This is a genomic window from Bradyrhizobium sp. JYMT SZCCT0180, assembly GCF_018130165.1.
GTDB lineage: Bacteria > Pseudomonadota > Alphaproteobacteria > Rhizobiales > Xanthobacteraceae > Bradyrhizobium.
In genome coordinates this window covers 73,349-95,802 of the sequence record NZ_JAFCLZ010000010.1, presented here as the reverse complement: position 1 = coordinate 95,802, position 22,454 = coordinate 73,349, and the positions used below count along the sequence as shown (strand labels likewise).

The 22,454-nt window shown below is 63.3% G+C and carries 19 protein-coding genes; 10 read left to right on the top strand and 9 right to left on the bottom strand.

Features of this window, described 5'->3' with window-relative positions:
* Nucleotides 1–74: 74 nt before the first annotated feature.
* The 7 genes from JQ641_RS16525 to JQ641_RS16495 are packed head-to-tail and all read left to right on the top strand — an operon-like array spanning nt 75 to nt 8,975.
* On the top strand, nt 75–2,225 hold the full coding sequence (locus JQ641_RS16525) for a thiamine pyrophosphate-dependent enzyme (RefSeq protein ID WP_211997047.1): 2,151 nt from the start codon (nt 75–77) through the stop codon (nt 2,223–2,225).
* A gap of 20 nt (nt 2,226–2,245) precedes the next feature.
* On the top strand, nt 2,246–3,787 hold the full coding sequence (locus tag JQ641_RS16520; protein ID WP_249150481.1) for an indolepyruvate oxidoreductase subunit beta family protein: 1,542 nt from the start codon (nt 2,246–2,248) through the stop codon (nt 3,785–3,787).
* Nucleotides 3,784–4,758 carry a PDR/VanB family oxidoreductase gene (locus JQ641_RS16515; protein ID WP_349628572.1) on the top strand — a complete coding sequence of 325 codons (975 nt, stop codon included), beginning with the start codon at nt 3,784–3,786 and terminating at the stop codon, nt 4,756–4,758. Before JQ641_RS16520 ends, JQ641_RS16515 begins: the two co-directional genes overlap by 4 nt.
* Before the next feature lie 17 nt (nt 4,759–4,775).
* On the top strand, nt 4,776–6,089 hold the full coding sequence (locus JQ641_RS16510) for an aromatic ring-hydroxylating dioxygenase subunit alpha (protein WP_211997045.1): 1,314 nt from the start codon (nt 4,776–4,778) through the stop codon (nt 6,087–6,089).
* 8 nt (nt 6,090–6,097) lie between these two features.
* Entirely contained in the window at nt 6,098–6,580 is a 483-nt protein-coding gene (locus tag JQ641_RS16505; protein ID WP_211997044.1) for an aromatic-ring-hydroxylating dioxygenase subunit beta, read from the top strand.
* A 7-nt stretch (nt 6,581–6,587) separates the two neighbouring features.
* The gene (locus JQ641_RS16500; RefSeq protein WP_211997043.1) at nt 6,588–8,240 is read left to right on the top strand and encodes an AMP-binding protein; all 1,653 of its coding nucleotides are present in this window, start codon (nt 6,588–6,590) and stop codon (nt 8,238–8,240) included.
* A 6-nt stretch (nt 8,241–8,246) separates the two neighbouring features.
* A complete protein-coding gene (locus JQ641_RS16495) occupies nt 8,247–8,975 on the top strand; it encodes an SDR family oxidoreductase (RefSeq protein ID WP_211997042.1) in 729 nt (242 codons plus the stop codon).
* 6 nt (nt 8,976–8,981) lie between these two features.
* On the opposite strand, the gene JQ641_RS16490 is transcribed toward JQ641_RS16495, so the two are convergent.
* The 6 genes from JQ641_RS16490 to JQ641_RS16465 all read right to left on the bottom strand — a co-directional run bounded on the left by JQ641_RS16490 (nt 8,982) and on the right by JQ641_RS16465 (nt 15,572).
* Complete coding sequence (locus JQ641_RS16490; protein ID WP_211997041.1) at nt 8,982–10,853, bottom strand: bifunctional sugar phosphate isomerase/epimerase/4-hydroxyphenylpyruvate dioxygenase family protein; 1,872 nt, start codon at nt 10,851–10,853, stop codon at nt 8,982–8,984.
* Nucleotides 10,854–10,983: 130 nt separating this feature from the next.
* Nucleotides 10,984–12,045, bottom strand: a complete 1,062-nt coding sequence (locus JQ641_RS16485) for a Gfo/Idh/MocA family protein (protein WP_211997039.1) — start codon at nt 12,043–12,045, stop codon at nt 10,984–10,986.
* A gap of 3 nt (nt 12,046–12,048) precedes the next feature.
* Nucleotides 12,049–13,338: an NAD(P)/FAD-dependent oxidoreductase gene (locus JQ641_RS16480; RefSeq protein ID WP_502754966.1), complete on the bottom strand. Its 1,290-nt coding sequence runs from the start codon at nt 13,336–13,338 to the stop codon at nt 12,049–12,051.
* Between the two features lie 25 nt (nt 13,339–13,363).
* Nucleotides 13,364–14,095 carry an amino acid ABC transporter ATP-binding protein gene (locus JQ641_RS16475; protein ID WP_192734428.1) on the bottom strand — a complete coding sequence of 244 codons (732 nt, stop codon included), beginning with the start codon at nt 14,093–14,095 and terminating at the stop codon, nt 13,364–13,366.
* The gene (locus tag JQ641_RS16470; RefSeq protein WP_211997037.1) at nt 14,092–14,745 is read right to left on the bottom strand and encodes an amino acid ABC transporter permease; all 654 of its coding nucleotides are present in this window, start codon (nt 14,743–14,745) and stop codon (nt 14,092–14,094) included. Before JQ641_RS16470 ends, JQ641_RS16475 begins: the two co-directional genes overlap by 4 nt.
* Nucleotides 14,746–14,804: 59 nt before the next feature.
* Entirely contained in the window at nt 14,805–15,572 is a 768-nt protein-coding gene (locus JQ641_RS16465) for an ABC transporter substrate-binding protein (RefSeq protein WP_211997036.1), read from the bottom strand.
* A 183-nt stretch (nt 15,573–15,755) separates the two neighbouring features.
* Between JQ641_RS16465 and JQ641_RS16460 the strand changes: the two genes are divergently transcribed.
* From JQ641_RS16460 to JQ641_RS16450, 3 genes are all read left to right on the top strand, one after another.
* Nucleotides 15,756–16,352, top strand: a complete 597-nt coding sequence (locus JQ641_RS16460; RefSeq protein ID WP_211997035.1) for a cupin domain-containing protein — start codon at nt 15,756–15,758, stop codon at nt 16,350–16,352.
* Nucleotides 16,353–17,277: 925 nt separating this feature from the next.
* A complete protein-coding gene (locus JQ641_RS16455; RefSeq protein WP_211997034.1) occupies nt 17,278–18,252 on the top strand; it encodes an N-carbamoyl-D-amino-acid hydrolase in 975 nt (324 codons plus the stop codon).
* Nucleotides 18,253–18,340: 88 nt separating this feature from the next.
* Nucleotides 18,341–18,568, top strand: a complete 228-nt coding sequence (locus JQ641_RS16450) for a hypothetical protein (RefSeq protein WP_211997033.1) — start codon at nt 18,341–18,343, stop codon at nt 18,566–18,568.
* Here the strand turns inward: JQ641_RS16450 and JQ641_RS16445 are convergent.
* The 3 genes from JQ641_RS16445 to aptA form a co-directional block, all read right to left on the bottom strand.
* Complete coding sequence (locus JQ641_RS16445; protein WP_211997145.1) at nt 18,543–19,376, bottom strand: Crp/Fnr family transcriptional regulator; 834 nt, start codon at nt 19,374–19,376, stop codon at nt 18,543–18,545. The genes JQ641_RS16450 and JQ641_RS16445 overlap by 26 nt on opposite strands.
* A 308-nt stretch (nt 19,377–19,684) precedes the next feature.
* On the bottom strand, nt 19,685–20,950 hold the full coding sequence (locus JQ641_RS16440) for a D-amino acid dehydrogenase (RefSeq protein WP_211997032.1): 1,266 nt from the start codon (nt 20,948–20,950) through the stop codon (nt 19,685–19,687).
* A gap of 71 nt (nt 20,951–21,021) precedes the next feature.
* Entirely contained in the window at nt 21,022–22,350 is a 1,329-nt protein-coding gene (gene aptA, locus JQ641_RS16435) for an omega-aminotransferase AptA (RefSeq protein WP_211997031.1), read from the bottom strand.
* Nucleotides 22,351–22,454 lie beyond the last annotated feature (104 nt).

Sequence of the window (22,454 nt, the reverse complement as noted above, 5' to 3'; positions counted from 1 at the left end):
TTTGACACTTAAAATATGTCGGCTTAGCATTTTGACCGATCTGCCGCCGTCGCTTGAGCCGAAGGAAATGCGTCATGGCTGAACGCTCTTTCGCCCGAGAGGTCCAGGACCTCAAACTAGGCAACGGGGATGTCTTCCATGGCGAGGGGATTCTGGCCATCACCAAGGCGCTGCTGCAGTCCGGCGTCGGCTATGTCGGCGGCTATCAGGGCGCTCCGATCTCGCATCTGATGGACGTGTTGGCGGATGCGCAGGACATTCTCGGCGATCTCGGCGTGCACTTCGAAACTTCGGCGAACGAGGCCGCGGCGGCCGCGATGCTTTCGGCTTCCGTGATGTACCCGATCCGCGGCGCAGTGACCTGGAAATCGACCGCCGGCACCAACGTCGCCTCCGATGCGCTGTCCAATCTCGCCTCCGGCGGTGTCACCGGCGGCGCGTTGATCGTGATCGGCGAAGACTACGGCGAAGGCTCCTCCATCATGCAGGAGCGCAGCCACGCCTTTGCGATGAAATCCCAGATCTGGCTGCTCGATCCCCGCCCCAACCTCGAATCCATCGTCAAGGCGGTCGAGGACGGATTTGAGCTGTCGGAAGCGACCAACACGCCCGTGATGCTGGAAGTGCGCATCCGATCCTGCCATGTGCACGGCCGCTTTGCCGCCAAGGACAACAAGCGCCCGGCATTCACGATGGCGCAGGCGCTGGAAAATCCGCGGCGTGATACCAACCGCATCGTGCTGCCGCCGGCCTCCTACATGCACGAGAAGGAAAAGATCGAGCAGCGCTGGCCGGCCGCGGTTTCCTTTATCAAGGAACGCAAGCTCAACGAGGTGTTCGAGGGTGATATCGACGACGTCGGCATCATCCTGCAGGGCGGCATGTACAACGGCGTGATCCGCGCGCTGCAGGGGCTTGGCCTCGCTGACGTCTGGGGCAACACCCGCATTCCGCTCTACGTCATGAACGTGACCTACCCCTTGATCGACGATGAGCTGATCGCCTTCTGCCAGTCGAAGCGCGCGGTGCTGATGGTCGAGGAAGGCCAGCCTGACTACATCGAACAGGCCCTGCACAAGGTCCTGCGCAAGGCCGATGTCCCCACAAAAATCTACGGCAAGGGCGAGTTGCCGATCGGCGGCGAATATACCGCGGCCGTGATGGCGGCCGGTGTTCGTAAATTCCTGACCGCTGCCGCGCCCGAAGTGCTGCCGGACCATATCCGCGCGCCGAACGACCCGTCGATCCTGACGCACGACAAGATCAAGGCGCTGGCTGAAGTGGTGCCGGCGCGACCGCCCGGATTCTGCACCGGCTGCCCGGAGCGGCCGATCTTCGCGGCGATGAAGCTGGTCGAAAAGGAGCTCGGACCGCATCATGTCGCCGCCGATATCGGCTGTCATTTGTTCTCGATCCTGCCGCCGTTCAACATCGGCGCGACGACCATGGGCTATGGCCTCGGCCCGGCCTCGGCGTCCGCGTTCAATGTGAAGGCGGACAAGCGCTCGATCTCGATCATGGGTGACGGCGGCTTCTGGCACAATGGCCTGAGCAGCGGCATCGGCAATGCCGTCTACAACCAGCATGACGGCGTCATCCTGGTGGTCGACAACCATTATACGTCGGCCACCGGCGGCCAGGACATCCTGTCGTCCCGCGCCGACAACAAATCGCGCTCGACCAACCACCCGATCACTGAAGCCGTCAAAGGCATCGGCGCCAAATGGGTGCGCCAGATCGACCGCACCTACGACGTCGGCAAAATGCGCGACACGTTGAAGGAAGCGCTGACTAGCCCTGACAAGGGGCCGAAGGTCATCGTCGCCTCCTCCGAATGCATGCTGAACAAGCAGCGCCGGATCAAGCCGCTGTTCAACAAGGCCGTAAAAGGTGGCGAGCGCGTCGTGCGCGAGCGCTTCGGTGTCGACGAGGACGTCTGCACCGGCGACCATGCCTGCATCCGCCTGTCCGGCTGTCCCTCGCTTTCGGTGAAGCACACCAGCGATCCCCTGAAGGACGATCCGGTCGCCGCGATCGACAATAGCTGCGTCGGTTGCGGCAATTGCGGTGAAGTGGCGGAGGCGGCCGTGCTGTGCCCGTCATTCTACCGCGCCGACATCATCCACAACCCGACCGGCTTCGATCAGTTCATGGCAAAGCTTCGTGGCGGCGTCATCGGCTTCCTGCAGCGACGCCGCGACCGTCGCCGTCTCGCGCTGGTTTGAGGGCTGGCCGGATGAACATCATGCTGCAGCCCCCCGCCATCGACCTGACCCGCCCGCTTTCGATCGCCGTGCTCGCGATGGGCGGCCAGGGCGGCGGCGTGCTGGTCGACTGGATCGTGGCGCTGGCGGAAAGCCAGAACTGGATCGCGCAGTCCACCTCGGTGCCGGGCGTCGCCCAGCGCACCGGCGCGACCATCTATTATCTCGAGATGATCCCTGCCCGCGCGGACGCCGCCTACCCGGTGCTGTCGCTGATGCCGGTGCCCGGCGAAGTCGACGTCGTGGTCGGCGCCGAGCTGATGGAGGCCGGCCGCGCCATCCAGCGCGGTCTCGTCACGCCAGACAAGACGACATTGATCGCCTCGTCGCATCGTTCGTTCGCGATCCAGGAAAAGCTGGTGCCCGGCGATGGCATCAGCGATTCCAGCAGGGTTTATGAGGCCGCAGGGGCCGCCGCAAAACGTTTCGTCGCCTTCGACATGGCCACGCTCGCCGACAGCACCGGCAGCGCCATCTCGGCCGTGTTGTTCGGTGCGCTTGCCGGCAGCGGCGCGCTGCCGTTCGGCCGCGAGGCTTATGAAGCAACCATCCGCGCCGCCGGCATCGGCATCGAACCGAGCCTGCGCGCGTTCGCGGCGGGTTTTGAGCGCACGCAGGCTGATGCCGCATCCGCGACACCGCCCGCGCCGCCCAAGCCTGCTTCAGCCGGCAAGCTCTATCCAACGCTCGCACCGGTCGGCGATGCCGCTTTCGATGCACTCGTCGCCGACGCAAGCACGGCTTTTCCCGCGTCCCTGCACGGCATGATCGCTGCAGGCTTGCGCAAGGTCGTCGATTTTCAGGACGTTGGCTATGGCCGGGAATACCTCGACCTCGTCGCAGGCTTTATGCGCCTGGAACGCGGCAGCGATCCTGCGTTGACGCGGGCGGCGGCAAAACATGTCGCCGTGGCCATGGCCTATGATGACGTCATCCGCGTCGCCGACCTCAAGACCCGCGCGAGCCGTTTCGAACGCGTCCGCAGCGAGGTTCTCGCAAAGCCCGACCAGCTCGTCTACACCACCGAATTCATGCATCCGCGCATGGAAGAGGTCTTGGGCACGCTTCCCGCGGGCCTCGGCCTCTGGCTCGAAGGCAAGCCTGGCCTGTGCAAGACGCTCGATCGCGTGGTCAATCGCGGGCGACGCGTGCAGACCGGTACCATCAGGTGGTTCCTGCCGCTGTACGTGCTGGGTGGCCTGAAGCGTTTTCGCCGCGGCACGCTGCGTCATAAGCGTGAAATCGCCCATCGCGATGCCTGGCTCGATCTCGCCCGCACGACCGCCGCAAAGGATTACGAGCTTGCCGTCGCCATTCTCGAAGCGCGCCGGCTGGTGAAGGGCTATTCCGACACCCATGCGCGCGGCGCCTCGAAATTCGACAGGGTGATTGCGGTTGCACCACGTCTCGCCGGCCGCGCTGACGGTGCGGAGTGGCTGCGCCGGCTTTGCAAGGCCGCACTATCAGATGAAGAGGGTAAGGCGCTCGACGGCGCGCTTGCCACGGTTGAAACCTTTCTGTGATTGATACGATGGACCAGTTCGACCTCACCGTGACCGATATCCACGCAGAAACCTCGTTGATCCGCGCGATCAAGCTCGCCCGTCCGCATGGCGAGCCGCTGCCCTCGTGGGAAGCCGGCGCGCATGTGAAAGTGCGCCTGCCCGATGGCGGCGAACGATCCTATTCGCTGATCAACACCTCGCTCGATCCGGCAGCGACCACGCGCCCGCACGCCTACCGGCTCGGCGTGCGGCTGGAACAGCCGAGCCAGGGCGGTTCCCAATTCATGCATGCGCTCAAGGTCGGCGACGTCCTCTCGGTCGCCGCGCCACGGAATAATTTTCCGCTGGAGCCGACCTCGAAACCGGTCGTGCTGCTTGCCGGCGGCATCGGGGTGACGCCCGTGCTCTCGATGGCAACGACGCTCACCGCCAGCAAGCATCCCTACCGCTTCATCTATGCCGGCCGCTCGCGCGACCAGCTCGCCTTTCTCGGCGAAGCGGAAGCGTTGTGCGGCAAACATTTGACCGTTCACACCGACGACGCCAGCGGCATCTTCGACGTGAAGCGCTTGATGAGCTCGCTCACCGATGAGGAACCGCTGTACGTCTGCGGACCCAAGCCGATGATCGATGCGGCGATCCAAAGCGCCAAGGATCTCGGCTGGGCTGATGGTCGCCTGCGGTTCGAGATTTTTGCCACCGCAGCCCCCCTTGCCGGCGATCAGCCGTTCGAAGTGGTGCTGAACAATTCCGGCAAGACCTTCCTTATTCCGCCCGACAAGACCATTCTCGCCGTGCTGATCGAAGCGGGTGAAGATCCCATGCACGACTGCCAGCGCGGCGATTGCGGCATCTGCCAGGTCAGCGTGATCGAAGGCACGCCCGACCATCGCGACTATATCCTGACCGATGCCGAGAAAGCGGCCGGCAAACTCATGCAAATCTGCGTCTCGCGGTCGAAAAGCCCGCGGCTCGTGCTCGATCTTTGATTCCTGAGGAGGTGTTGATGGCCAGATATCGCGGAAATCTCGAAGCAATCAAAGGCCTCGTGCGCGAGACCGAGGTGCATCGCGACGTCTATATCGACGAAGAGGTGTTCCAGCTCGAGATGGAGCATGTCTTCGCCAACACCTGGGCCTATGTCGGCCATGACAGCCAGGTGGCGAAACCGGGCGACTATTACGGCACTACCATCGGCACCCAACCGATCCTGATGGTGCGCCACACCGACAACACCGTGAAGGTGCTGCACAACCGCTGCCCGCACAAGGGCACCCGCATCACCACCGAATCCTGCGGCAACACCGGAAAATTCTTCCGCTGTCCCTATCACGCCTGGAGCTTCAAGACCGACGGTTCGCTGCTCGCGATCCCCCTGAAGAAGGGCTATGAAAACACCGGCGTCGAGCAGAGCCACGCCGGGCGCGGCATGAGCCCGGTCAAGCACGTGCACAATTATCGCGGCTTCGTATTTGCAAAGCTCAACGATGTCGGTCCTGGTTTCGAGGAATTTTTCGGCGACAGCCTGTCGAGCTTCGACAACATGGTCGACCGCTCCCCGGCCGGCCGGCTCGAAGTCGCCGGCGGCGTGCTGCGCTACATGCACAATTGCAACTGGAAAATGCTGGTCGAGAACCAGACCGACACCTGCCATCCCATGGTCGCGCATGAATCCTCGGCCGGCACCGCGATCGAGGTGTGGAAGAACGCGCCTCCCGGCGCCAAGAAGCCGATGGCAGTGGAGATCTACGCGCCCTTCATGGCGCCTTACGAGTTCTTCGAGAATATGGGCATCCGCGTCTGGCCCAACGGTCACGGCCATACCGGCGTGCACCACTCGATCCATTCCGACTATTCCGCGGTGCCCGGCTATTTCGAGAAAATGGCGGCGGCCCATGGCGAGGAACGCGCCAAGGCGATTCTCAATGAGAACCGCCACAACACGGTGTATTTCCCCAACATCATGATCAAGGGACCGATCCAGCTGGTTCGCGTGTTCAAGCCGATCGCGGCCAACAAGACGCTGGTGGAGAGCTGGACCTTCCGCCTCGTCGATGCGCCCGACATGCTGCTGGAACGTACCTTGATGTATAACCGGCTGATCAACGCCCCCACTTCTGTGGTCGGCCATGACGATCTCGAAATGTACGAACGCGCGCAGGAAGGCCTGCATGTCGACGCCAACCAATGGGTCAATCTGCAGAGGCTCTACGACCCTTCCGAAGTACCGGATACGACGGCCGTCACCAACGGCACCACCGAATGGCAGATGCGGAACCAGTTCCGCGCCTGGTCGAAATTCATGACGATGTCGATGTGAGTGCTGCCATGACCGCGCCCACCGACCAGCAACTGATCGATTTCGTCATTCGCGAAACCCGATTGATCGACCAGCACCGGTTTGAGGAATGGCTCGACCTGTTCGCCGAGGACGGCTTCTACTGGATGCCGCTCGAATGGGGCCAGACCGATCCGCGGCTGACGACGTCGCTGATGTACGAGGACAAGCTGTTGCTCAAGATCCGCGTCGAGCGGCTCAAGGGCAATCGCACCTTCTCGCAAAAACCCAAGAGCCGTTGTCATCACGTGCTGCAGACGCCGCAGGTCGATAGCCGCAACGAGGCGGCCAACGAATATGTCACATGGACGCCGATGCATTATGTCGAGACGCGCCTCGACCAGCAGGACCTTTACGCAGCCTGGGCCACGCACACCCTGGCCATGGTGGACGGCGCGCTCAAGATCAAGCTGAAGCGGGTCGACATCGTCAATTGCGATGCCGCCTTCGGCAACATTCAGCTGTTCATGTGAGACGGTGATGCAGCTCCCGATCGAGTCTCCGGCAACCGTCTTCGAGGCTTTCGCGCGCGCCGCGGCGAGCCACGGCGACCAGCCATTTCTCGCGGTGCTGCCCGAGACTGCGCAGGCCTATGGCATCGCGGCCGGCGAGATCAGCTATGGCGAGGCGTTCGCACGGATTACAGCGCTGACCGACGCCTATCGGGCCAAGGCCTACGGCCGAGGCCACCGGGTCGGCATCCTCATGGAGAATCGCCCGGGCTTCTTCCTGCACTGGTTTGCGCTCAATGCGATCGGCGTGTCGCTGGTGCCGATCAATCCGGACATGCGTGCAGCGGAGCTGGAATATCTGATCGGCCATTCCGAGATCGTCGCGGCGATCGTGATTGCATCGCGTCAGGACGATGTCGCGGCCGCAGCCAAGGCGATCGGCCGCGACATTCCTGTCGTCGGGCCGGATGACGAACCGGCGGCAATCCACGCCTCTGCGCCGCGGCCGGGCACGCCCGATCGCGACAGCGAGTGTGCCCTGCTCTACACGTCCGGTACCACCGGCCGGCCCAAAGGCTGCGTGCTGCCGAACGAATACTTTCTCTATGCCGGACATTGGTACGCCACCGTCGGCGGTCTGATCGCGCTGAACAACGGCTCGGAGCGGATGCTGACGCCGCTGCCGGTATTCCACATGAATGCGATGGCCTATTCCGCGATGGCGATGGTGACTACCGGCGGCTGCCTGATCGTGCTCGACCGTTTCCACCCCAAGAGCTGGTGGGCCAGCGTCAGGGATAGCCGCGCCACCATCGTGCACTATCTCGGCGTGATGCCGCCGATGCTGATGGGCGCGCCCGAAAGCGCCGACGACAGGCGCCATGGCGTTCGCTTCGGTTTTGGCGCCGGTGTCGACAAGGCGCTGCACGATTCGTTTGAGGCGCGGTTCGGCTTTCCTCTGGTCGAAGCCTGGGCGATGACTGAAACCGGAGCCGGCGCCGTGGTCGTCGCCTCCGCGGAACCGCGCCACACCGGCACAAGCTGCTTCGGCCGCCTCGGATCCGAACTCGAGGCCCGCATCGTTGTTGAAGGCGGCGCAGACGCCGGTGTCGATGAGCCCGGTGAACTTCTCGTCCGCCACACCGGCGCAGCGCCCCGCTACGGCTTCTTCCGCGAATATCTCAAGGACGCTGAGGCCACCGCGGAGGCATGGGACGGCGGCTGGTTTCACACCGGCGACGTGGTGCGGCGCGGTCCGGATGGGGCGTTTCATTTCGTCGACCGCAAGAAGAACGTGATCCGCCGCTCCGGCGAAAATATCTCGGCGGTCGAAGTCGAGAGCGTGCTGATGCAGCATCCGGCCGTGAGGCAGGTTGCGGTGGCGCCTGCCCCGGACCCGGTGCGGGGCGACGAGGTCTTCGCCTGCGTGGTCAGCGAGGGCGACCTGCCCGACGCCGCATCGCGTAACCGGATCGCGGCCGATCTCGTCGCATGGAGTCTCAGCCGCCTCGCCTATTACAAGGCGCCCGGCTATGTCGCGTTCGTGTCGGCGCTGCCGCTGACCTCGACGCAGAAGATCCAGCGCGGCGCGCTCAAGGAGCTGGTCACTGCCACGATCGGCTCCGAGATGTGTGTTGATACCCGTCCGCTGAAGCGGCGGACAGTGCAGAAGGCCGGGTGAGACATCATGAGCGAGAGCAACGTTGCCATCATCACGGGCGCGAGCGGCGGCATCGGCCGGGGCATCGCCGAGGCGATGCTGGCCGCCGGTCACCAGGTCATCTCGCTCGACCGGCGCTTGCCGGACTGGACGCACGCCAAGCTGGAGCCGGTTGTGGTGGATTTGTTCGATCCGAAGGCGACGGCGGATGCGGCCCGGGATGTAGCTGCGCGGCATGAGGTTTCGCACATCGTCCACAATGCCGGGATCATCCGGCCCAATCTGATCGAACAGGTAACGCCAGACGACATCGCAGCGCTCAGCCAGCTTCATCTCGGAGCGGCCTTGACGCTGGTGCAGGCCGCGTTGCCAGGCATGAAGCAACGGCATTTCGGACGCATTGTCCTGATCGCCTCGCGCGCCGCGCTCGGCGCTGTCACCCGCACCGCCTATTCGGCGACGAAATCCGGCATGCTCGGCATGGCGCGGACCTGGGCGCTGGAAACCGCCGCGCACGGCATCACCGTCAATGTGGTGGCGCCTGGACCGGTCGAGACCGACATGTTCCACGAAGTCATTCCGCAGGGCAGCCCGAAGGTCGATCAACTCGCCCGCTCTATACCGGTCGGCCGCATCGGCCGGCCGAGCGATGTGGCGCGCGCCGTGATGTTCTTCTCGAGCCGCGATGCCGATTTCATCACCGGCCAGGCGCTCTATGTGTGCGGTGGCGCCAGCATCGGATCGATCGCGCTTTAGATTCTTTCACGCGCGGGGAATGGTCAAGGGCCGCGACTCCCGCGTCTGCGCCGCGAGGCGAACCGCGGCATTGGCGGCACCAAATCCCTGGTAGTCCCGCCGCTGGACGATCTCGAAGAAGAACCGGTCATCGAAGGTGTGGGTGTAGACCTGGAAGAATTCGCCGTCGCCTTCGCGGTCGTACAAAATCTGGTTGTCGCGCAGCGCCGTCATCGTCGCGGCATCGAGATCGTATTTGGCTTCGATATCGTCGTAGTAATTGTCCGGGATCTTCAGGAAATCCGCACCGCGCGAGCGCATATCAGCGACAGCTGTGAAAATATCGCTGCATGAAAATGCGATGTGCTGGACCCCGGAGCCGAAGAATTCGTTGATGAAACGGGCCGACAGTGTCCGCGTCGCCGACGAGCCGTTCAGGATCACGCGCAAGCCCTGATTACCGTTGATCAGCGCCTGGCTCTGCACCAGCCCGACCGGATCGGCGATTTCCATCTGCGGCAGGCGCTGCAGATCAAGTATGCCGGTGTAGAACAACAGCCAGGACAGCATCTCGTCATAAGGCATCGACTGCGAGATATGGTCGACCGCGTCGAGACGGTCGCTCGCGGCATCGCTGCGCAATGGTTCGAAATCGGTGTCCCAGTTCTTGCCCGCGGCTTGCAGAAAATACAGCAGGCTGCCGCCGACGCCCCGGATCGCGGGGATCTCGAGTTCACCGGGCCCAACCGGCTGGTAGAAGGTGTGGGCCTTCAGCGCTTCCGCGCGGGCCATGGTTTTCCCGGCGTCGTCGATGTCGATCGCGATGGCGCAGACGCCCGGGCCGTGCGTGACATAGTGCGAATGCGCAAAGCCGTCCGGTTCGCAGTTGATGACCAGCTCGATGTGGCCTTGCGACCAGCGCTCGACATCCTTACTGCGATGGGAGCCGGTCTTGCGAAAGCCGAGCTGGCTCAACAACGCCGACAGGCTCCTCGCCTTGGCTTCATCGACGGCGAATTCGACGAAGCCGACGCCGCGGCTCTGCGCTTTGGGCTGCAGCCTCCGCGTCGATGCCTTGGAGGAGCTCTTGGCCAGCTCATCCTCCAGCAAAATGAGCGAACGCAGCCCGTCGGTCGCGGTGCGGACCGGCGAGCCGGAGCGAAACTGATCGTTGAATATCTCCAGCGACAGCGGGCCGCTGTATCCGGTCGCGGCCACAGCGTCCATGAAGGCCCCCACCGGCAGGTCGCCCTGCCCCGGGAAGCAACGGAAGTGCCGGCTCCAGGACAATACGTCGAGACCAAGCTTCGGCGCGTCGGCAAGCTGAACCAGGAAGATCCTGTCCGCCGGAATCGACTGGATCGCGCTCACCGGAAATCCCGGCGCCAGCGCGTGAAAACTGTCGAGAATGACCCCGATCGATTTGTGATCGGCGCGGCGCACGATTTCCCAGGCGTCGCGATAGTCATTGACATGACGCCCCCAGGCCAGCGCCTCGAAACCAACGCGCAGGCCGTGCGAAGCCGCGAGTTCGCCAAGGGCGCGGAAATCCGCGGCGGCGCGGTCGATGCCTCCAAGCGATGCCGGTGAAACGTTGCTGCAGATCAGCAGCAAGTCGGTCCGCAATTCCTGCATCAGATCGAACTTGTGCGCCGCGCGCGCGAAGTTGCGGGCGCGCTGCGGTTCGGGCATGCCCTCGAAATCGCGAAACGGCTGGAACGCGCAAATTGCAAGGCCGAGGTCGCGGCAGAGTTTTCCGACGTCGCGCGGGCTGCCGTTGAACGTCAGCAGGTCATTCTCGAAAATCTCGACGGCATCGAAACCGGCGCCAGCAATGGCGCGCAGCTTTTCGTCGAGCGAGCCGCTCAGCGAAACCGTGGCGATCGAGCGTTTGGTCATGCGATTAGCTCCGGAAGGTCCCAGGCGCGTCCCGAGGGCCGCACGATAGAGCTAAAGCATCTTCGTTTTCAACCATTTGGACCAATTGTTAGCTCTGGTCTTCGATAACTTTCACTGATTCACAGCGGACCTATGGCGAAAGCGCCGCATACCGGTCCCGCAAGTCGATGCGCCGCCCGGCGGTGGCGGCTTCGGCGATCGCAAGCGTTGCGAGCAAGGACCGCGCGCCATCCTCGACCGGCTGCAACGAGGAAGCGGTGCCGCGGATAATGTCGCGGAAATGATCGAGCTGCGCGACATAGGGATCGATCGTTGGCGCGTGGAGGCGCTGGGCCTGGATCGGCTTGTTCCAGTCCTGCGCGTCGCCCGCCTGTGTCCATTGCACGAGTTCCGGAAACTCGATCGCGCCGCGGCGGCCCATGAACCGGTAGCTGCTTTCGCCGCTGAACGGGAATTCCGGCGCCTCACCCAGACCCTGCTCCGTCGTCCAGGGCGAGACGGCGCTGTCGCTGATGAAAAAGGTGCCGAGCGCGCCATTGTCGAATTCGATCAGCGCGGCGGCGCTATCCTCGACCGCAAAGCCGCGCTGGCGATTAGACGCAATGGCTTCGACGGCTACGATTTCGCCGACGGTGTAGCGCAGGAAATCGATCTCATGGATCAGGTTGATCAGGATCGGGCCGCCGCCGGCCTCACGCCGCCACGGCGCGATCTTGAAGTAATCCGCCGGCTTATGCGTCGCCCAGATCGCCGATACGCCGACGACATCCCCGAACCGGCCATCCCGCAGCAGCGCTTGCAGCGTCTTGACCGGCAGATGATGGCGGCGGTGATGTCCGACCAGCGATTTGACGCCGCCCTTGCGCACTTCCGTTATCAGAGTGGCCGCCGTATCGAGCGTATCTGTGACCGGTTTCTCGATCAGGATATGGATGCCCCGCCGGGCGCATTCGATGCCATTCTCGGCATGAAGCTGGTTGGGCGAGGCGATGATCACGGCCTCCGGCCGTGCTTCGTCCAGCAGCTGGCGGTAATCGGCGAAGACGCGCGTCCTGGGGTGCTCGGCGGAGACCGCATCGGCGTTCACGTCCGCGATGCCGACCAGCTCGTAATCTTCGCGCTCGGCGAGCTTGCGCAGATGTTTGCGCCCGATCAGCCCGGCGCCGATCACGCCGATCGTGATGTTCTTCATGTCCTAAAGCCCAAGGCGATCGCGGATCCGGCCCGTCATCACCACGCTCTTGACCGCCACCGGCCACAATGCGTGAAAACGAATGGGTTTCAAGCCCGTGATCGGCATGTCGATCTCGGCCTTCTCGCCGCCGATCAACCGTTTCGCGAGCTGTTGCCCCATGGCGGTTGCAAGCGCGACGCCGCGGCCATTGCAGCCGAGATAGGCCAGCGCGCCCACGCCGGGTTCGTGCACATGCGGGTAATGATCCGGCGTCATGGCGAGTCGGCTGTTCCAGCCGTGCGTCCAGCGCGCGCCGCGGATTCCAGGCCAAAGCCGCTCCGCGTAACGCATGAGGTATGAGACCGGCGCCGGATCCTTGATCCACTGCATCGGACCGCGGCCACCCATCAACAGGCGGTTCGACGCATCGATGCGATAATAGACGGTGATATGCCCGCTTTCGTACAGCACCGACCGCGTCGGCATGATTTTTCGCGCGACCTCATCGGGCAAAGGCTCGGTCGCGGCGATCGAGCTGAACACCGGCACGATGGTGCGGCGCAGGTCGGGCCAGAGGTCGTCGGTGAAGCCGTTGGTGGCGATCAGGACCTTTTCGGCGCGAACCACCGCGCGAGGGGTTTCAATGCGCCATCGTCCGCCCTCGCGCCGCAGCGAGGTCGCCGGGGTCTCGCCGTGAACGGCCGCACCGGCAGCCATCGCCGCCCGCGCAAGACCGCGCGCGTAGCTCAGCGGCTGCACGTCGCCGCCGCGTGCGTCCTTCATCGCCAGCAGATAGCGATCCGTCCCGGTCGCTTCGCGGACGGCGTCGCGGCCGAGCACCGTGACCGGCATGCCGCGCCGGATGCATTGCTCGGCGGTGGTCTCGACACCAGCCGTGCTGGACGGATGATAGGCCGCGCGCAAGGTGCCGTTCTGCCGCGCCTCGCATTCAATGCCGAGACGGCGGATCAGCTCGAGCGTGAACACCGGCGTGTTGTAGCCGAACGCGATCATGCGCCGGCCGAGATCCGCGCCGAACGTCGCCTCGATCGTATCGGGGTCGAGCTTCAGGCCGGGATTGAGCTGGCCGCCATTATTGCCCGATGCGCCCCAGCCGGGCTGCTGGGCTTCGAGCACGATCGCGTCGGTGCCCTGCTCGGCCAAATGAAGCGCGGTCGATAGTCCGGCGAAGCCGCCGCCGATGATCGCGACCGACACGTTTTTATCGACATCAAGTAGCGGCGTCGGGACCGGCGCAACGGCGGTGTCTGCGTAGAGGCTCGGCGGCAGGGCAAGGGATTGATGGGTCAAGTTCATCAGGTCCGGCAAATTCGTTTCACAGGGGATGCAGCACGCGGTGCAGAAAATCCTGGGTCCGCGCGTGCTGCGGCGCGTTGAGCACGGACTTCGCCGCGCCCTGCTCGACGATGACGCCGCCGTCGATGAACAGCACGCGGTCGGCGACGTCCCGGGCAAAGCCCATCTCATGGGTGACCACGACCATGGTCATGCCGTCATCGGCAAGTTTTCGCATCACGCCGAGCACCTCGCCGACCAGTTCAGGGTCGAGCGCGGAGGTCGGCTCGTCGAACAGGATCGCCTTGGGCTGCATCGCCAGCGCGCGGGCAATGGCGACACGCTGCTGCTGGCCGCCGGAAAGCTGACCCGGATGGGCGTCCGCCTTCTCGGCAAGGCCGACCTGCGCCAGCAGCGCGCGGCCGCGCTCGAGCGCCTCGGCCGGCGGTTCCTTTTTCACATAGATCGGACCTTCGACCACGTTCTCCAGCGCGGTGCGGTGCGGAAACAGGTTGAAGCGCTGGAACACCATCGACACCTGGGTCCGGATCGCCACGATCGACGGCGCCTTGTTGTCGACCTTTGCCCCCTCCACCAGGATCTCGCCGGAGTCGTAGCTTTCCAGGCCGTTGATGCAGCGCAGGATGGTCGACTTGCCGGAGCCTGACGGACCGATGATGCAGACCACCTCGCTCTTCTCAACCGAAGCTGTAATGCCCTTGAGTACCTCGTTGGAACCAAAGCTCTTATGGACGTTGCTGAGCTCGATCATTTGCGCTTCGCCTTGTTCTCGAAATGGCGAACCAGCAGGATCAGCGGGATGCTCATGGTCAGGTACATCAGCGCGACCAGCGTGAACACGCTGGTGTTCTTGAAGGTCGAGGAAGCGATCAATTTGCCCTGCAACGCCAGCTCGGCGACCGTGATGGTGGAGGCCTGCGAGGAATCCTTCAGCATCATGATCATGACGTTGCCGTAGGGCGGCAGCACGATCCTGACCGCCTGCGGCAGCACCACGCGGCGCATGGTCAGCCACCAGCCCATGCCGATGGTCTGCGCCGCCTCGATCTGCCCCTTGTCAATTGCCTCGATGCCGGCGCGGAAATTCTCGGCCTGGTAGGCCGAATAGGCAATGCCGAGCCCGATGATCGAGGCCTGCAGCGCCGTCAGCGCGACGCCGAAGTCGGGCATCACGAAATAGAGGTAGAACAGCAGCACGATGATCGGGATGCCGCGGATCACGTTGATCAGGCCGGCGCTGAGGCCCGACAGGACCCGAATGCCGGAGACCCGCATCAGGGCCCATAGCAGGCCCAGAACGGTCGACAGCAGCAGCGAGCCGATGGTGACGACGACCGTCAGCCAGACGCCCTGCAGCAGGATCGGCATGAACTCGACGGCATCGCGCAGGAAATTTTGCATCAGTTCATCACGCGTTGCCGGCCAGGCCTGTCCAAGATACCTTCTTCAGTGCGCCTCAATCAGGACGCTTTGGGCTGCAGACCCCATTTGTCGAGAATCTTGTCGAGCGCGCCATTGGCCTTGAGCTTGGCGAGCGAGGCGTTGATCTTGCCGAGCAATTCCCCGTCGGTCTTGCGGACCCCGATCGAGACCGTGCCGACGGTGACCGGCTTGTAGGAATCCACCAGCCGGACTTCGCCGAACGCGCCCTGCTTCAGATTGTAAGCGAGGATCGGAAAGTCCGCGAAGCCGGCCTTGAGACGGCCCGCGTTCACATCACGCAAAATATCAGGAATGGTGTCGTAGACCTTGACCTCGCTGAACAATCCCGTCTTCTTCAACGCATCGACGAAGGCCGTTCCGACCTGGGCGCCGACCACCTCGCCCTTCAGATCTTCCTGCGAGGCATAGTTCTTGGCGTCGGTCTTCGGCACCACGAGACCCTCGCCATAGGTGTAGACGGCCTCCGAGAAATCGATCACTTCCTTGCGCGCTGCGGTGGCGAACATCGCCGCCGAGATGATGTCGATCTTGTTCGACGTCAGCGACGGCACCAGCGCGGAGAATTGCATCGGTTCGATCTGGACCTGGAAGCCGGCGTCCTTGCCGATCTCCGTGATCAGGTCGACCATCACGCCCTGAATGCTGTTGGACTTGGTTTCGAGGAAGGTGAAGGGCACGCCCGTCGGGGTCGAGCCCACCTTGAGCACCTGCTGCGCCGACAAAGGCGTGGCGGCGGCAAGGACGAGCGCCGCGGCCGCGGCCTGAACGAGACGTTTGAAAAGCATCGTACCCCTCAACTGTTTGGGCACCGGGCGGCGAATGTGCCTCTTCTCAACAAGCCAGTTGCAGGTTTCGCCGTCCAAGCCTATTTTCACAACCATGAAATTATGGACACATTGCCCGGAATTGCGCAAGCGGGATTTTCATACACATGAAGGACTCGGTCTGACGTGAGCGGCGGCAAGCGCATGAACAAGAAGGCCGTCAAGGCCGAGCCCGCGGTGGACGTCGCGGTCGGGCAGCGCCTCCGCGAGTTGCGGCGAAGCCGAAAGCTGTCGCTCGAAACGATCGCCGCCCGCACCGATCTGTCGATCGGCTTCCTCAGCCAGATCGAACGCGGCCTCTCCTCGCCTTCGCTGCGCGTGCTGGCGACCATCGCCGACGTGCTGGGCGTCGGCATCGCCGGACTGTTCGGCGCCAAGGACACCGCCGGAAGCGGCCCGGAAGCCATCGTCACCCGCGAACCGCAGCGCGCCGAGTTGAACTTGTGGCGCACCGGCATCTCCAAGCAGTTGCTCCGCCCTTCCGGCTCCGAAGGCCGTCTCAATCTGTTTCTGGTCCACATGGAACCCGCCGGCAGCACCGGTGACGAATTGTATACGCATGACGGCGAGGAAGCCGGTCTCGTGCTCGAAGGCGAAATGAACCTCACCGTCGATGCCGAAAGCTGGACGCTCAAGACCGGCGACAGTTTCCGTTTCGCCAGCCGCCGCCCGCACCGCTTCAGCAATCCGTCCGACAAGGCCAAGGCGGTTGTGCTGTGGGTGAATTGCGTTTCGGCGTAGTAGCTGTCGTCCCGGCCTAGTTGCGCAATTGCGCACGGGGGGCCGGACCCATACCCACCGGCCTATCCACGTCATTGCGAGCACAGCGAAGCAATCCATCGCGCCGCCCTGCCGAGACATGGATTGCTTCGCTTCGCTCGCAATGACGGGGAGAGTGCGGCCCCCAACAACGCTGTCATCCCCGCGCAGGCGGGGATCCAGTACGCCGCGGCTTCTCGGTTCAATCACTACTGTCTCGGGGATACTGGGTCCCCGCCTTCGCGGGGACGACAATTGTGGGTGTGACACACGCCTTCGCATTCCCGCTACGCATTGCGCCCGAGTCTTGCTGAAAATCTCCCGCCCCCAAAATTTCAGAGGGCGCAGGGAATGCCGGATGCGCGCTGCACCCGCGGTCTCATGTGCGATTGTGCATAAGAATGCTGCACATGAGCATACAGGGCAGCGGAGAACATCCGACATTCCCTGCGCAGTGGCTTTACGGCTTATAGCGCGCTCTCCCCGGTGAGACGGCCTCTATTGCCACCGTCACCCCTCGGAAGCGTTAGCTTCCTCAGAGCTTGACGCCGTTACGGGCGCCAGGACCACACGCTTTCACCGTACGCATCAGCCGCGACCGTCAATCGCAACGTCAGCGTCCACCGCAACCCGCCCCTCGTCATGACGACGGCCGACGTCCCTCTGAGTGGGACGGGATGGGTGAGAATGTGCCGGTGATTTGGTTCGAAGGGAAGAGAAATGTTTTTGATTTTCGGAAATTTTGGACTTGACATGATTTCCGCAAATCGGAAGTGATTTGCCCGTCGGGTTGTTTTGTCGCACGCATGCTGCGAGAATGCGCTTGCACTCAGGCGGCACCGATCGCAGTCGCGGCATGGGTTCTGCATGCAGAGGATCGAGCGATAACGGATCAAAGGGAAACACAGTGGCAAGATTTGTGAACGTCGCAGCGGGACAGTTGGGTCCTGTCGCCCGAAGCGAAACGAGAACCGAGGTTGTCGCGCGGCTGATGGCGTTGATGCGCCAGGCGCACGCCAACGGATGCGACCTCATCGTCTATCCCGAACTGGCGCTGACGACGTTCTTTCCGCGCTGGTACATGGAGGATCAGGCGGAAATCGATTCCTTCTTCGAGCATGAGATGCCCGGTCCGCAGACGCGTGCCCTGTTCGACCTGGCCCGGGAACTGGGCATCGGATTCTGCCTGGGTTACGCCGAACTGGCGGTCGAGAACGGCGAAACCCATCGGCACAACACCGCTATCCTCGTTGACAAGCGCGGCAATACCATTTCCAGGTATCGCAAAGTGCATTTGCCCGGCCACGCCGAACACGAGCCCTGGCGCCGATTTCAGCATCTGGAAAAGCGTTACTTCGAGCCCGGCTCCGGCTTTGGCGTGGCCGACGCATTCAACGGCACGATCGGCATGGCAATCTGCAATGATCGCCGCTGGCCCGAAACCTATCGCGTGATGGGACTGCAGGGCGTCGAAATGGTTCTGATCGGCTACAACACGCCGGTGCATAATCCGCCGGCACCGGAGCACGACGACCTCTCGCTGTTCCACAATCGTCTTGTGATGCAGTCCGGCGCCTACCAGAACGGGACCTGGGTCGTCGGCGTCGCCAAGGCTGGGATCGAAGAGGGCGTCGACCAGATCGGCGGTAGCTGCATTGTGGCGCCATCAGGTGAAATCGTCGCAGCTTGCACGACCAAAGGTGACGAAATCGCATTGGCGCGCTGTGATCTGGATTTATGCAACTCCTACAAGCGCACCACCTTCAACTTCGACGTCCACCGGCAGCCCCATGCCTACGGGTTGATTGTCGAACGAAGGGGCCAGCACATGATGGCGGATGGAGCGCCCGTGCCGTCGGGCAAAAGCGGTCGCGGCCTGTAGCGAAAAAATCCGACGTGAGAGTCAGAAAGCGAACGGAAGCGCCCGCGCTAGTCCGCCATATCTTCACAACAGCCGAGGGAGAAACAAGATGGGTATCGTCATGATCAAGTGCCCTCAAACGGGACGCGAGATCCCGACAGGCATCAAGGCGGACCCTGAAAAATTTCGATGCAGCGTGGTGTTCTTCGCGCGCGCCTTCTGCTCACTCTGCAAAGCCAATCACGAATGGTTCGCCAGGGATGCCTGGGTCAAGGAAGCCTGGGTTTACGAGCCAAGCGAGATGGCTGACATCAATGGCCTCTTGGCCGCGGGCTAGTCCCATGCGTTCGCGGGTGCCGCTGGGCGACATCCACCTTGGCCAAAAGCGGGTCTGTAGCGCGCAAGATTTTATGTACCGGCGGGATGTGAGGCTTCATTCCTTCAGGCGAAACGATTTGATCGATTCTGCGGCGCATGACGTCGTAGCACTCGCATGCCGCGGCTTCGAGCCGCGGCCTGTCAATCTCGATCAGGCCGCGCCGATTGGACCGGATAGCCCGCAACGTCCGTAGCTTGTGCACGACATGCGTCACGGTCGTTCGACGTACGCCAAGCAACTCCGCAAGCGCCTCTTGCGTGAGCGGCAGGAAATCACCGTCAATTCGGTCGTGGATGTGGAGCAACCACCGGGCCAAACGGGCCTCGACCGAGTGCAGCGCGTTGCAGGCCGCGACATGCTGGAGTTGCGCCAAGAGCGCCCTGGTGTGGATCTGGACCGCGTCTCTGATGGCGCAACTGCGGCTGAGCGCCGCCTGAAATCTTGCCGGAGAAATTTGCAACGAGGTTCCGGCGACGCGGACGACCGCCGTGATCGGAGAACGGGTAGGTCCCAATGCGGACAGGATGCCCACGGCGCCCTCATTCCCGACGAGCGCGGTTGCCACCGTTTGTCCGTTTGGCATGTCCATGATGAACGCGATCGTCCCGCTGAGGGGGAAATATATCTGTTCAACCAGGTCTCCCGATCGAAGCAGAACGACGTCACGTTCGGACGACACTTTGCGGAGGTGAGGCGCGAGCAAATCGAAATCTGCCGCCGGCAACGCAGCTAACAGTCGATTACCTACCCTGGTAGTGGGCTCCATCACGGGAAAACCCCTCCCTCGACGGCGGCTCTCCGCAGAGTACTCCTGGCCCCACGCTGCGCAAGTAACAGATTGGGCCTCGGTTACCAGAACCTGCTGCGCCAGAGATAGTTCCAGCCGGTAGCCAAGATGAGCAGAGCGATATCCGGGTTTTTCCCGGCACGGCCCCGCATGTCGCTACGCTCATGCGGGCTACGCGCTCGACGTCGTCATGCCCGGGCTTGTCCCGGGCATCCACGCCTTGCTTCACTTAGATAAGAAAGACGTGGATGGCCGGGACAAGCCCGGCCATGACGAAAGCTCGGAGATCACCCAAACCGGTGATCGTATCTCGTGAGCGCCAGCTCCTTCACATCGATGTCCGGTTTGCGGCCCGAGAGCATGTCCGCGAGCACCCGCCCCGAACCGCACGCCATGGTCCAGCCGAGCGTGCCGTGGCCGGTATTGAGCTGGAGGTTGGCGTAGCGCGTCGGGCCGATCACCGGCGGACCGTCGGGGGTCATCGGCCGCAGCCCACTCCAGAAGGTTGCCTTGCCGACATCGCCGCCGCGCGGGAACAGATCGGTCAGCGAATGATCGAGCGTCGCCCGCCGCGCCGCGTCGAGCTTATTGGAATAGCCTGAAATCTCCGCGGTGCCGCCGACGCGGATGCGGTCTCCCAGCCGCGTGACCGCGACCTTGTAGCTCTCGTCCATCACGGTCGACACCGGCGCGCCGTCGGCATCGACCACCGGCACCGTGATCGAATAGCCTTTGACGGGATAGACCGGGACGGAAATACTGAGCGGTTTGAGCATCCGCGTCGACCAGCTTCCGAGGGCGGCGACATAGGTGTCGGCCTGCAACAAGCCTGCGCTGGTGACGACGCCGGTGATCCTGCCGCCGTCGGCGACCAGCCGCTCGATGGTGGTGTTGAATTTGAACTGCACGCCGAGCTTTGCGGCCTCCACGGCGAGCGCCTGCGTGAACATGTGGCAGTCGCCGGTCTCGTCCTGCGGCAGCCGCAAGCCACCGACAAACTTGTCCTTGACGGCCGACAGCGCCGGCTCCGCACCGATGCAGCCGTTGCGATCCAGCACCTCGTAGGGAACGCCGTATTGCTTGAGCACCGCGATATCGCCGCCGGTGCTGTCGAGCTGCTTCTGCTTGCGGAACAGTTGCAGCGTGCCGAGGCTACGCTCGTCATATTTGATGCCGATCTCGGCGCGCAGCGCGCGCAGGCAGTCGCGGCTGTATTCGGCGATCGGGATCATCCGGCGCTTGTTGATGGCGTACCGCTCTTCGGTGCAGTTGCGCAGCATCTTCAGGCCCCAGATCCACATGACAGGATCGAGCTTGGGCCAGATCACCAGCGGGCCATGCCGCATCAGGAGCCATTTGATCGCCTTGACCGGCACGCCCGGCCCCGCCCAGGGCGAGGAATAGCCGGGCGAGACCTCGCCCGCATTGGCAAAGCTGGTTTCAAGCGCGGGATGCGGCTGACGGTCGACGACCGTCACCTCATGGCCGGCTTTGGCGAGATAGTAGGCTGACGTGACGCCGATGACGCCACTGCCGAGAATCAAGACTTTCACGATCCCTCATGCTTCTGCCGCGGCATCGTTCGATCACCGCACGATAGTCGATGCCGCAGTTAGAGCAAGGATCAGGCCACGCGCTTGATCGCGTCGCCGAGGATCGAGACCATCTCGTCGATGTGGCTCTTCTCCACGATCAGCGGCGGTGACACCGCAAGGGAGTCGCCGCTCTGGCGCAAATAGAGGCCGTTGTTGAAGCAATCGACCATCAGATCATAGCCGCGCGCGGCCGGCGCGTCCTTGCGCGGTGCGACTTCGATGGCGCCCATCAGGCCGACATTGCGGATGTCGATCATGTTCGGCAGGCCCTTGAGCGAATGCAGGCCCTGTTCCCAGTAATCGGCCATCGAGGCGCCGCGGGTCAGCAGCCCCTCGTCCTTGTAGATGTCGAGCGTCGCGATACCGGCCGCGCAGGCCACCGGATGCGCCGAATAGGTGTAGCCGTGGAACAGCTCGATCTGGGCCTGCGGCCCCGTCATCAGCGTGTCGTGGATCTTGCGGCTGGCGAACACCGCGCCGCAGGGAACCGTGCCGTTGGTGATGCCCTTGGCGGTCGTCATCATGTCAGGCGTGACGCCGAAATAATTGGCGGCGAACGGCGCGCCGAGGCGGCCGAAACCGGTGATGACTTCGTCGAAGATCAAGAGGATGCCGTGCTTGTCGCACAGGGTGCGCAGCCGCTGCAGGTAGTTCTTCGGCGGCGGCAGCACGGCGGTCGAGCCAGGCACCGGCTCGACGATGACGGCGGCGATGGTCTCGGCGCCATGCAGCGCCACCAGCCGTTCGACATCGTCGGCGAGTTCGGCGCCGTGCTCGGGCTGACCCTTGGCGAAGGCGTTGCGGGCGAGATCATGGGTGTGGCTGATATGGTCGACACCCGGCAGATGGGTCGCGAAGGCGCGGCGGTTGTTCACCATGCCGCCGACCGACATGCCGCCGAAGCCGACGCCGTGATAGCCGCGCTCGCGGCCGATCAGGCGCGTACGGGTCGGCTGGCCGGCGGCGCGCTGATAGGCCAGCGCGATCTTCAGCGCGGTATCGACCGATTCAGAACCGGAATTGGTGAAGAAGATGCGATCAAGTCCCGTTGGGGCGATTTCGGCGAGGCGCTCGGCGAAGTCGAATGCCAAGGGATGGCCCATATTGAACGAGGGCGCAAAATCGAGGTTCATCAGCTGGCGCTCGACGGCGGCAGCGATTTCCTTGCGGCCGTGGCCGGCATTGACGCACCACAGGCCCGCGGAACCGTCGATCACCTTGCGGCCGTCGATGGTGGTGTAATGCATGCCCGAGGCGGAGGCGAACAGCCGCGGCTCGGCCTTGAACTGCCGGTTGGCCGTGAACGGCATCCAGAACGATTCGAGCTTCACGGTGTTCGGAATCTGGTGAATCGTCATGGGGCGCTCCTGTGCGGTTTCCCTACCCGACATCATGTTGATGATGTGCAGCAAGTCCTTTTCTGATACCATCCAAGCCATTGAATTTGCTGAGGGTGTTGGGT

Coding starts and splice junctions, on each gene's coding strand:
- aptA (WP_211997031.1), bottom strand. CDS start 22,350: ATGACGATTCACCAGATTCCGAACACCGTGAAGCTCGAATCGTTCTGG.
- JQ641_RS16465 (WP_211997036.1), bottom strand. CDS start 15,572: ATGCTTTTCAAACGTCTCGTTCAGGCCGCGGCCGCGGCGCTCGTCCTT.
- JQ641_RS16485 (WP_211997039.1), bottom strand. CDS start 12,045: ATGAAGAACATCACGATCGGCGTGATCGGCGCCGGGCTGATCGGGCGC.
- JQ641_RS16505 (WP_211997044.1), top strand. CDS start 6,098: ATGACCGCGCCCACCGACCAGCAACTGATCGATTTCGTCATTCGCGAA.
- JQ641_RS16460 (WP_211997035.1), top strand. CDS start 15,756: ATGAACAAGAAGGCCGTCAAGGCCGAGCCCGCGGTGGACGTCGCGGTC.
- JQ641_RS16450 (WP_211997033.1), top strand. CDS start 18,341: ATGGGTATCGTCATGATCAAGTGCCCTCAAACGGGACGCGAGATCCCG.
- JQ641_RS16525 (WP_211997047.1), top strand. CDS start 75: ATGGCTGAACGCTCTTTCGCCCGAGAGGTCCAGGACCTCAAACTAGGC.
- JQ641_RS16475 (WP_192734428.1), bottom strand. CDS start 14,095: ATGATCGAGCTCAGCAACGTCCATAAGAGCTTTGGTTCCAACGAGGTA.
- JQ641_RS16500 (WP_211997043.1), top strand. CDS start 6,588: ATGCAGCTCCCGATCGAGTCTCCGGCAACCGTCTTCGAGGCTTTCGCG.
- JQ641_RS16445 (WP_211997145.1), bottom strand. CDS start 19,376: ATGGAGCCCACTACCAGGGTAGGTAATCGACTGTTAGCTGCGTTGCCG.
- JQ641_RS16510 (WP_211997045.1), top strand. CDS start 4,776: ATGGCCAGATATCGCGGAAATCTCGAAGCAATCAAAGGCCTCGTGCGC.
- JQ641_RS16495 (WP_211997042.1), top strand. CDS start 8,247: ATGAGCGAGAGCAACGTTGCCATCATCACGGGCGCGAGCGGCGGCATC.
- JQ641_RS16520 (WP_249150481.1), top strand. CDS start 2,246: ATGCTGCAGCCCCCCGCCATCGACCTGACCCGCCCGCTTTCGATCGCC.
- JQ641_RS16490 (WP_211997041.1), bottom strand. CDS start 10,853: ATGACCAAACGCTCGATCGCCACGGTTTCGCTGAGCGGCTCGCTCGAC.
- JQ641_RS16470 (WP_211997037.1), bottom strand. CDS start 14,745: ATGCAAAATTTCCTGCGCGATGCCGTCGAGTTCATGCCGATCCTGCTG.